Origin of the sequence: Rummeliibacillus pycnus, assembly GCF_050459865.1 — a bacterium.
Taxonomy (GTDB): Bacteria; Bacillota; Bacilli; order Bacillales_A; family Planococcaceae; genus Rummeliibacillus; species Rummeliibacillus pycnus_B.
In genome coordinates, this window is the sequence record NZ_JBCMNM010000003.1 from 72896 (window position 1) to 83618 (window position 10723).

Genomic DNA, 10723 nt, shown 5'->3' on the forward strand with positions numbered 1-10723 from the left:
AAAAGGAATACTTAATCATAAAAAAAGTTAATGATGTTAAAAATGTTATCAATACGTTACTATTAATTAACAGAAGCATAGGAGGAGATTTTTTACATGTCACAAGAACATTCCTATACGATTGAAGAGGTTTCACAATTATTAAAAGTTTCGAAATTAACTATTTATGATTTGGTGAAAAAAGGAGAATTACCTATTTTTCGTGTGGGCCGGCAAATGCGTGTGGATAAAACAGACCTACAAATATATATACAAAAGAACAAAACTGGAGCAACTCCTTCTTCGAATACCCCATCGATAGCTACTCATACGAAAAAAAATAAGAAATTTATTATTTGTGGACAAGATTTAGTATTAGACTTATTAGGAAAATATATTGAGAAAAAACTATCAAATAAAGTGTTGCGCTCACATGAAGGTAGCTTTAATGGTGTGATGGCGTTGTATAATGGAGAATGTGATATTGCTAGTTTACATATGTACGATGGCGATACTGGGGAATATAATACGCCTTTTTTGAAAAAGATTTTTGTAAGTCACTCTTATATTCTCCTCAATTTGATTTCACGCCGAGCAGGCTTTTATGTTCAAAAGGGAAATCCATTGCAAATTCAATCATTTAATGATTTTAAGACCAAATCATTAAAATTGATAAACCGTGAGAAAGGGTCAGGTGCTCGTATATTATTAGATGAACAATTACGCATTCACCACGTATCCCCATCTTCTATTGAAGGATATTACAAAGAAGAAATGAGCCATATAGATGTGGCTTCTGCTGTGGCGAAGGGCCATGCAGATGTTGGAATAGGGATAGAAAAAATATCTAAACTTATAGAGGTTGATTTTATACCGCTTTTTAGAGAACGTTATGATATTGTCCTATTAAAAACACCTGAAAATCAACAACTGATTGAATCGGTGAAAGAGATTTTGACTTCGGTAGATTTCCAATCAGAAGTAGCTGCACTGGGTGATTATGACATAACTCAAATGGGACAAATAATATATGAAACACTTTAATAATGTTGAAAACCTATTGTATTAACTGTGAAATAAAAAAGTACTTGCTAATAAAAGCAAGTACTTTTTATATTGATTGGGAAGATTGTAATAATACTTCTGTTTCCGCATCAAAAAATAACAGATGTTGAGGTTGTAAAGAGAGTGTTTCACCGATTTGAAAAATATGTTGACCACTCCACTTAATAGTCCAAGTTTTATCGGCCAAGCGGACAATGATATGCGTTTCATGTCCTAGCTGTTCGATATTTAAAATAGGAAGATGCAAAACGTCTCCTTTTTGGAGATGCTCTGGACGAATGCCAATCGTCATTGGTTTATGTTGAGGTAAGCATGCACAAACTTCAGCTGAAAGTTTCATTTTAAATTGATTTTCAATAATGAGCGTTGAATCTTCAAGAACCGCAGTTGCCGTGTTTATAGTAGGAGAACCAATAAAACTTGCGACAAATTGATTTTTGGGTTGATTATACAATTCTAGCGGAGTTCCGATTTGTTGGATTCGGCCATTATGTAAAACCATAATCCGATCGCCCATTGTCATAGCTTCTGTTTGATCGTGCGTTACATATATGGTTGTCAACCCTAATTTATTTTGTAATTGTTTGATTTCTGTCCGCATTTGTGATCGTAATTTAGCATCTAAATTAGATAAAGGCTCATCCATCAAGCAAAGCGGGGCTTGGCTTACAATTGCCCGTGCAAGAGCAACACGTTGGCGTTGTCCACCAGATAAAGCATTCGGTTTTCGGTGTAAATAATGAGTCAGTCCAAGAAGTTCGACACTTTCTTGCAAACGTTTTTGCTGCTCTTTTTTATCGATTCGCCTTCTTTTTAAACCAAATAAAATATTTTGTTCTACTGTTAGATGAGGATATAGTGCATAATTTTGGAAAACCATTGATAGATTTCGTTCTCGAGGAGAAGCCGTATCTAATGTCTTTCCATTCATTTGTATAGTGCCACTTGACATTTTGTCCAATCCAGCAATCAGGCGCAGAAGTGTGCTTTTACCTGAACCAGAAGGACCAACTAGTACAAAAAATTCGCCTTTTTCAATAGTCAAATTAATATCTTTTAATACGGGTTGTTGGGAATTATATGCTTTTTGGACATGCGTTATCTCAATAAAACTCATTTGTTAAACCTCGTTTCACATGATAACTAAAACAAAACACTTTATGAAGTCTTCTATTGAGCTACCATGAAAATGAACTTCCTCAGTCTTCTTATTATGATGTAAGAAGTAATAATCACTGTCTTTAAAGGAAATATTGTTGCTTTTTTTACGTAATGATTTGTAAATTTGATATTGAGTTTAAATAATAAAAGTATTATTATTATAAAATAAAAGTTTATGGATGTTAAGTTATGCTAAATTGCTTACTTCTATTTCTTTTTTAATTTATTAATGGTGAGATGGATAAACTAGTAGGATGAACTGCTTAGATATTAGCCCGCCATAAAATAGTTTGTGTAAAGTCATACGCAAACTGTTTTATGGCGGGTTTTTTATTTTGGGGTAGTGAGGTCCCTTTAATTAAAATCTACCTATTAAACTCAATTTTATTAAGTCTCTAACTTCAGGAATAATGACTTAGTTTTGATATTTATAAGGGGGAGAGGATCAATTGACTTGGTCGGTTTTACACACAATTGGAATTATTGCTTATGCAGCCAGTGGTGCATTTGTTGCTATGGAAGCAAAATATTCTATTATTGGAATCTTTGTACTTGGACTTACAACGTCTTATGGAGGATCTGTGATTAGAAACATCGTTCTCGATGTCCCTATTTCTGATATATGGAATCGTCAATCCTTACTGCTTGTAATAATAACGCTATCTACAATCGTATTCATTGAGAGGAAATGGGTGCATCATTGGAAACGATGGGGATATTTCTTTGATTCTATTGGTCTTGCTTCCTTTGCTATAAGTGGGGGACTATTAGCAAAAAGTTTGAATTATGATCTAGGTATTATTGTAATAGCTTCAATGTTTACTGGTGTTGGCGGAGGAATGGTTCGAGATTTGTTAGCAGGTAGACCCCCACTTGCCTTAAAGGAAGAAATTCATGCAATACTTACGTTCTTGTGTGCTATTTGTATTTGGGCTGGTTGGAGCAGTCCTATTGAATTGTCGACCATAGTTGTTGTCGTTGTATTTATTCGTATGTTATCGGTTCATTGTAAATGGAGACTAAAACTTCCTTGCAATCAATCTGAAAAACATTTTTAACTCTATGACGATAAGAGGAGGGATATAATGAAGAAAAAAATGGAACATGCAATGAGTATGTTAATCCGCGAAATCCGAAAAGAGAATATCGGAAATGGTCCAAGAGAAATTAATATTCGTATTGTAGGTGCATGGGTAATTTGCGAGATGAAAGGTAATTTAACTAATGTTGAAAAGTTTATGATTGAATCAGAAGAAGGACATCAAATGGTTCATAAAGCAAGAACGACATTAGTGAAAAAAATTTATGAGGACCCTGAAAAGGTAGAAAAGCTTGAGGAAATAGTTCAGGCGAAACTTGTCAATGTTTTTACAGATATCAATATAGATAAAGATATTGCAATGACAATTTATGTGTTTGACAAACCTATTATGGACAATAGTAATAATAAAAATTAAATTTATGAAGCCAATCTTTCATGATTTCCTGTTGCAATTTTTAAGTTTGTAATCATCACGTATTATGGTAATTGAAGTAGTTCAAAAAGGTACCCTGTAGGTAGATACATTTAAAAAGTCTATCTATAGGGTACTATTTGTATATAATGAAAAATTGTTAAATACTTTTTTATAAAAAATGAATCCAATTTAAGAGGAAAGTAGACTGTTTGATAAATCTTATTTCTAAAGCTACAAATAAGTGAAAAAGTGAATTAAAAAGTATCAAATGTTATTATGAATTATGATATAATTTATACTTTTTTATTTAAGTTAGTTCAAAAAAAGTCGATGACTAGATATATCAGTATTTTTAACAAGAAAAGGAGTGACCTAAAATGGGACGTGTCGTAATATTTGCCGAAAAACCTTCACAGGCAAAGGCATATGCGGACGCTTTTAAAGTAGCGAAGAAAACGAAAAACTACATAGAATTACAGCCAACAGCTACATTTCCACAAGGTGCAACAATCACCTGGGGAATAGGCCACTTAGTTGAACTAAAACAACCTGCAGACTACAAACCTGAATGGAAAAGATGGTCACTTGCTCAACTACCAATGATTCCAGAAAAATATGAATTTCGCGTATCAAAAGGGAAGTGGGATCAATTTCAAGAAGTGAAACGACTTTTTAAGGAAGCAGATCTACTGATTAACGCATGCGATGTGGACCGTGAAGGATCTAATATTTTTTATTCAATATTACGTCAAACCGGTGTGCGCAATAAACCAGTACAACGATTATGGATTAATTCGTTAGAAATAGATGAGATTCGAAAGGGTTTTACGAATTTAAGAGATAACCAGAAAGACTTGCTATTATATCTCGAAGCACAAACTCGTCAAATCAGTGATTGGCTCGTAGGGATGAATGCGAGTCGGTTATATACGATGCTTTTAAAAGCAAAGGGACTTAACGAGACAATGTCAATCGGCCGTGTACAATCACCAACTGTTTATTTGATTTATCAACGGCAAATGGAAATTGAAAATTTTAAGCCATCTAATTTCTATGAGTTAACGGGGGATTTTTTATCCGAATTAGGTCCTTATAAAGGGAAAGCTGCTTTGAAAAAGGATAAGCGTGAAGATGCAGAAGCCATTTTAATGCAAGCGGGTATTGTAGAAAATGAACCTCTTCCGGGAACGATCAAAGATGTGAAAAAGGCTCGTAAATCGATTAAGCCACCAAAGCTACATTCGCTATCTACTTTACAAGCTAAAGCCAATAAGATTTGGAAATATAGTCCGGCAAAAGTGTTAGAGATTGTGCAATCTTTATACGAAAAAAAACTAGTTTCCTATCCACGTTCTGATTGTCAATACATTACAGAAGCTGAATTTGGTTATCTAGTTGGGCAAATTCCTGCCTATCAAAAAATAATCGGACAACCATTTGAGGTAGCCAATCACAGTCCTCAAAAACGCTATGTTGATAATGCTAAAGTTGAGGAACACTATGCTATTATCCCAACTAAAACAATTCCATCTGAACAAAAGGTTGCTGGGCTGCCACCAATGGAGCAGAATATTTATCTTGAAATCGTCCGCAGTATGCTTGCGATGTTCCATAGAGATTATTTATATGAAGAAACAACCATTATGACAGATGTCAAAGGCATTGATTTTAAAACAGTAGGCAAGGTTGAACTAGATAAAGGCTTCCAAGAACTGTGGCCTGTCTCATCCAAAAAGAAAAAGGAAGAAGAGCCCTTATTACCACAAGTCAAATCGCAAGAAATAGTTGAAGCACATATCCATATTCATGAAGGTACAACACAACCTCCAAAGCCTTATACAGAGGGACAGCTTGTACAAATGATGAAAACTTGCGGAAAGTTCATAGAGGATGAAGGAGAAAGCGATATCTTAAAAGAAGTGGAAGGCCTTGGTACTGAAGCCACGCGTTCTGGGATTATTGAAACGATTAAAAGACATGGCTATATTGAAGTAGCAAAAAATATAGTTATGATTACAGATAAAGGTCGTGTACTTTGTGAAACGATTGAGGGTTCGCTATTATCTAGCCCAGCAATGACCGCCAAATGGGAAACATATCTACGAAAAATAGGTAATGGGAATGGATCTCAAGAAGCATTCTTAGGAAGCGTTTCAAAATTTCTTCACCATTTAATAGAGGTAACACCTGAAAAAGTAGCAGGTACAAATATCCAAGCTGCAGTAGATTCGGCGCCTTCAAACGAACCAATTGTAGAATGTCCAATTTGCCATCAAGGAAAAATGCTTGCAAGAAAATCATTTTACGGATGTTCTAATTACAAAGCAGGATGTAAATTCACTGTTTCTAAAACAATAGCTAGCAAAAAACTTTCACCGAATCAATTAAAAGATCTTTGTCAAAATGGTGTGACAAAAGAGATAAAAGGCTTTAAATCCAAAAAAGGCTCAAGTTTTTCTGCAAAACTGAAGTTGGAGCAGGGGAAAGTAGTTTTTGAATTTTAATAGAACCTAAAAATAGCTATCAAAGAGTATTTTTAAAACATATAAACATTTGTATTGCTTAAAAAGAAAAGAATCCATTTTGAAAAATGATAATTCAATGTGGATTCTTTTCTTTTGTTTAAAGTGAAGTTTTATGTAAAAGATAGATTTACGCGCTAATTCATTGAGGGTGGGCAATTTATAGGAATAAATAATTCTAATTAAGACAAACTTTTATTATTGAAACTTAAACTAAACTTTTTATGTGAAAGAGGAAATATTGCAAAACAGGGAGCGAAATTAATAAGAGGGAGTTGTGTGTTTGTGAATAATGGGAATTGTGATTTTACACCGATGGAACAAATATTAAAAGAAGATATTCGGCAAGTAATAACGGCATTACAGAATAGTTTAGAAGAAATGGGAAGTGAGAATTATTGTCTTCTTGGAAATTTTGAAAGTATTAAAGAAAAATTTGGTAACATTGAAATGAAAGCTGCTACATTTTATCTAAACTGTTATCTGTCACCGTATACAGATAAATATCCAGAAATATCAATTTGTGCACAAAATCTTTCGAATTTAAGACATGGAGGATTAATCGTAATAGAGCGAGAAGATTCTCTGAAATCATTGATTCAACCAGGAATATCGATAAGAGCAGAGTTAACCCATTCCTTATTAGAATCAATTTTTTACCCAGGAAATCCATTACATGATGGTGCAGTTTTAGTAAGTCATAATCATATTGAGTCTGCAGCAAATGTTCTACCGCTTACACATAGATTAACAGGTGATAAAAAACTTGGTACACGACATCGAGCAGCATTAGGTTTATCTGAAAAAAGTGATGCACTTGTACTAGTAATATCTGAGGAAACGGGTAATGTATCATTTGCATTAAATGGAAACCTTTACCCAATTATTATTTAAGTCTTTATATTATCCATATGAGAAATGAATTTCTATAGGAATTATTATAGCTTCACGTAAGTCTTATAAACTTATGTGAAGCTAATTTTGTTGATTTGAAAAACAATAACTTAGTCAATAGGTCTTGGGCCAGAAGTTTTTCCAGTACTTTCTACTGTCATAATTGGACGAACGGTAATATCCCCCTTTACAAGTATTTGACAAGATAATCGTAAATGATCTTCAAATATATGAATATCCATTCCTTTATTTACAAAAGCTTTATGTTCTTTATTTGTTAATTCTAAATAATCTCCGCCCATTATCTCTACCCTGCAAGTCGTACATTTAGCATTACCACCACATCGATGTAGAATATTTACACCGTTATCCTCCAGTGCTAATACTAGCTTTTTCCCATTATCAACTTCAAAAGTTTTCCCACCAAATATAGTGACAAATGGCACTTATTATCACCTCATGTACATGATTAATTTCGAAATAGTCATTAATCTATTTATCGCCTTTTTGAGCAATCTTTAGACAGAGAATAGAAATCAAAGTTCATTAATTAAAAATATTATATCTTTTTATAAACCTCGGTAGTCTATATGGAAAATGAAAAAGAAAGCAATAAGAAATAATAAAAAACTAGTGAACTCAATAGGTAAATATGTTATTATTTAACAATAATGGAGGTGCTGATTTGGGCATTAGAAATTTGATTTTTATCCTGTAATTGCAATCTAAATTACAGGAGGAGAAATAAAATGAAACAATCATGGGTGAATGATTTTTATAAAGAGCAATTTTCAATGATGGAATGCAATCATATTTCAGAAGAACTATACAAAAAACAAATGATTGAAATTAGAGACCAGATTGGAGTACCATTCTATACAGTTTTGGAACTAGGTGCTGGATCAGGATTATTAGCAGATCAATTTGCAAAAGAGGGGATAACTGTAACAACTGTTGAACTTGTTCCAGAAATAGTCCAATTCGCAAAATCGGGTAACTCTAATTCAGTAAATATACTTTGTGGTGATTTTTATACAATTGATATTCAAGGGAAATTTGATTTGATTGGCTATTTCGATGGGTTTGGCGTAGGAACAGATGAACAGCAACTGTTTCTTTTACAGAGGATTACTAATTGGTTGAAGGATGATGGCTATGCATTGATAGATATTTATCAGCCATTATATTGGAAAAAAATAAACGGCCTAGAAATGATCCTCAATAAAAAACGTAATGTCCTAAGAAAATATAGTTATCAAGACAATGGAAATCGTATGTTAGATACATGGTGGAAAGCAGAGTGTGAAGATTTTGCAGTTACACAATCTTTAAGATGTTATTCGCCAGATGAGATATCTAAACTTTGTCAATATGCTGGACTTGAAATTGTAGCTATTTTCCCTGGTGGTGCAATGGATTATGAAAAAATGGAATACCATGAAAAGGTTGGTTTATCTGAATGCTTGTCCTATAGAATTAAGTTGAAGAAAATATTATAAGCATGTTTATAAGCATTAAAATAGACAAACACATTATTTTATGCGATAATGAAAATTGTGCTAATTAGCTAATTTAGAAGTTATTGGCATTCTACTATATGTTTTTGAAGATACTTATTCACACTGGCGTGACTATGGGGTCACAAGGACGCGAAAGAAGGTAGGGTTCGCGTTGCTTAAGTTAGAAAGCTTTCCAGTGGAATTTTACCGCGGCAAGAAAGATAGTCTTTCTCGTAAATATTCCCCGGATGATCGGGTTGAAATTAGAACATTCATAAATTAGCTAATATATTTAATCCAAGGGGTACGCTCAACGTTGAGTGTACCCCTTGTCCAATTTATAAGTAATTAAAAATTTTTTTGGAGAAATTATTCTAGTAAAATATAAGTAGTATCCCACTACTTGAAGATTTTTTTAGTATATTCTTTTTTGTCACATCGAAGCCTATAAAGTTGTTTACCAAGTATAAATCAGATGAAAGAAGACAATTCTATTTGATGGAGGTGAACTAATTTGACAAAGGATAAAAAGAAGAAAAATCAAACAGACCGTGAAGAATACGGTTATGGTTATGATCTTAGTCCTGATGACTTAGATGTGATTGGACAAAATAATGCGGCAAAAGCAAAAAATAAAAATGAAAATCAGGGTAATCCAACTAATAAAGAAACGCAATCAAAATTAAATGAATAATTAAAATGACAAATGCACGATAAAAGGAACAAATTCAAAGTTGTTTCTTCTATCGTGCTTTTTATGTTTTTATTATTATGAACGAATTAATTGAGATCGAATCATTTGAATAATAGATAAATGAATTTTCCCCATTTCTTCTGGACTTTCTTTTGCGTCATTTGCCAACCATTCTTCAATTACACCAAAAATAGCAGAAGTCATAAAAGATAGAAAATAATTGTTCAGTTGATTTTCTTTACTATTAAAGAAGTGATTAGTGTTTTGTTTAGCTATTTCTTTCAAGAGTTTTGTTAAAATCGTCTTTTTATAAAGTGTTTTTACTTCTTTTGAAAAAGAAGGATCACCTTTAGGACCTAATAATACTTTAAAAGCATTTGTTTCTTGACCAAAGTATGTAAACATTTGAATGATAGCTGGGTAAGGATCACCATTTTTTATATACATAAAGCCATCTAATGGTTCTATTTTATTTAGGCAATTTTGAAGTCCATCAAGAAGTCGTTCTTGAATTTGAGATAATAAGTCAAATTTATCTGTATAGTGAAGATAAAATGTCCCACGGTTAAGTCCAGTAACAGAAGTTAATGCTTGAATAGAAACACCGTGAATCCCACGCTTTGCCATAAGGTCAATGCATGCATCTTGTAATTTTTGTTTTGTTTGCAAAGTCATTTGCTCATGGATTTTCCCCATTGTATTTCCTTACCTTTCTTAATCCAAAATTGTCTAATAAATATTGTAGCATAGTTTTATTAAAGAACTGAAAATTATCAAGGAATTAATTACTATTTTAATTAATTCTTGATCATATAGAGAAAGACCTCTTTCAGACAGAAAGAGGCCTTAAAAACTTAGCAATCGCGTCCTTCGATTCGTATAGCTTGAATATCTCGGCAGTCTACGATAATTGTGGAAGGTGCTTCATGTGGGTTTTCAGGATCAAAGAAGTATGCACAACAATCATTTTCGTCAAAGAAGATAAATAGAACATCGTCAAAAACTGTACCACTTTTTAGGTAAAGATCGACTTCAGTTTGCACTTGTAATCTTCTTAATTGATCACATGCACAGCCTCTACAGTGGTTTTTCTCATGACATTTACGACAATTCTTGTGGTCATTTCTCGAGCTACTCAATCTCATCACCTCCTTCGAACTAATCTGTCTTACAATGATAATTTATGATTTTAAGTGAATAGCAGTTGTACACTTGTTCCCCTTATAAAAAAATAAAAAATAATTTTGTATTTGAGGCAATTTCATAATTCAAAATTTATATAAATTAAACGAACATTTCATGATATCCAATTATTTATTGTGGAGCGGAAGACGGCGACTCCTACGGGAAAAGCTTGAGCTGAAAGCCCCGCAGGAACGATTTAAAGGAACAAAGCCTAAGAGCGCCACGTCCTGTGGCAACGGCTTCGTGACCAACATCCTGTTGGCCCGA

11 protein-coding genes are annotated in these 10723 nt (G+C 33.2%); 7 read left to right on the top strand and 4 right to left on the bottom strand.

Annotated elements, in window-relative coordinates:
* Positions 1–96 precede the first annotated feature (96 nt).
* The gene (locus ABE048_RS00495; protein ID WP_430308520.1) at positions 97–1023 is read left to right on the top strand and encodes a substrate-binding domain-containing protein; all 927 of its coding nucleotides are present in this window, start codon (positions 97–99) and stop codon (positions 1021–1023) included.
* A gap of 67 nt (positions 1024–1090) precedes the next feature.
* Here the strand turns inward: ABE048_RS00495 and ABE048_RS00500 are convergent, their stop codons facing one another.
* Positions 1091–2161, bottom strand: coding sequence for an ABC transporter ATP-binding protein (locus tag ABE048_RS00500; RefSeq protein WP_430308521.1), 1071 nt, complete (start codon positions 2159–2161; stop codon positions 1091–1093).
* Positions 2162–2654: 493 nt separating this feature from the next.
* Here ABE048_RS00500 and ABE048_RS00505 point away from each other — a divergent pair, with 493 nt between their 5' ends.
* The 4 genes from ABE048_RS00505 to cdaS all read left to right on the top strand — a co-directional run bounded on the left by ABE048_RS00505 (position 2655) and on the right by cdaS (position 7078).
* Positions 2655–3263, top strand: coding sequence for a trimeric intracellular cation channel family protein (locus tag ABE048_RS00505; RefSeq protein ID WP_430308522.1), 609 nt, complete (start codon positions 2655–2657; stop codon positions 3261–3263).
* A 27-nt stretch (positions 3264–3290) separates the two neighbouring features.
* Positions 3291–3662 carry a DUF2294 domain-containing protein gene (locus ABE048_RS00510; protein ID WP_430308523.1) on the top strand — a complete coding sequence of 124 codons (372 nt, stop codon included), beginning with the start codon at positions 3291–3293 and terminating at the stop codon, positions 3660–3662.
* Between the two features lie 377 nt (positions 3663–4039).
* Positions 4040–6166, top strand: a complete 2127-nt coding sequence (locus ABE048_RS00515) for a DNA topoisomerase 3 (RefSeq protein ID WP_430308524.1) — start codon at positions 4040–4042, stop codon at positions 6164–6166.
* 303 nt (positions 6167–6469) lie between these two features.
* Complete coding sequence (cdaS, locus tag ABE048_RS00520; protein WP_430308525.1) at positions 6470–7078, top strand: sporulation-specific diadenylate cyclase CdaS; 609 nt, start codon at positions 6470–6472, stop codon at positions 7076–7078.
* Between the two features lie 110 nt (positions 7079–7188).
* Here the strand turns inward: cdaS and ABE048_RS00525 are convergent, their stop codons facing one another.
* On the bottom strand, positions 7189–7524 hold the full coding sequence (locus tag ABE048_RS00525) for a 2Fe-2S iron-sulfur cluster-binding protein (protein WP_430308526.1): 336 nt from the start codon (positions 7522–7524) through the stop codon (positions 7189–7191).
* 303 nt (positions 7525–7827) lie between these two features.
* On the opposite strand from ABE048_RS00525, the gene ABE048_RS00530 reads away from it, so the two are divergent.
* Both ABE048_RS00530 and ABE048_RS00535 read left to right on the top strand, forming a co-directional pair.
* A complete protein-coding gene (locus ABE048_RS00530) occupies positions 7828–8577 on the top strand; it encodes a class I SAM-dependent methyltransferase (RefSeq protein WP_430308527.1) in 750 nt (249 codons plus the stop codon).
* Positions 8578–9091: 514 nt separating this feature from the next.
* Positions 9092–9271, top strand: a complete 180-nt coding sequence (locus ABE048_RS00535) for a hypothetical protein (protein WP_430308528.1) — start codon at positions 9092–9094, stop codon at positions 9269–9271.
* A gap of 75 nt (positions 9272–9346) precedes the next feature.
* Here ABE048_RS00535 and ABE048_RS00540 read toward each other — a convergent pair whose 3' ends face one another.
* Both ABE048_RS00540 and ABE048_RS00545 read right to left on the bottom strand, forming a co-directional pair.
* A complete protein-coding gene (locus ABE048_RS00540) occupies positions 9347–9967 on the bottom strand; it encodes a TetR/AcrR family transcriptional regulator (RefSeq protein WP_430308529.1) in 621 nt (206 codons plus the stop codon).
* Positions 9968–10125: 158 nt separating this feature from the next.
* Positions 10126–10410, bottom strand: a complete 285-nt coding sequence (locus ABE048_RS00545; protein ID WP_430308530.1) for a hydrolase — start codon at positions 10408–10410, stop codon at positions 10126–10128.
* Between the last annotated feature and the right edge of the window lie 313 nt (positions 10411–10723).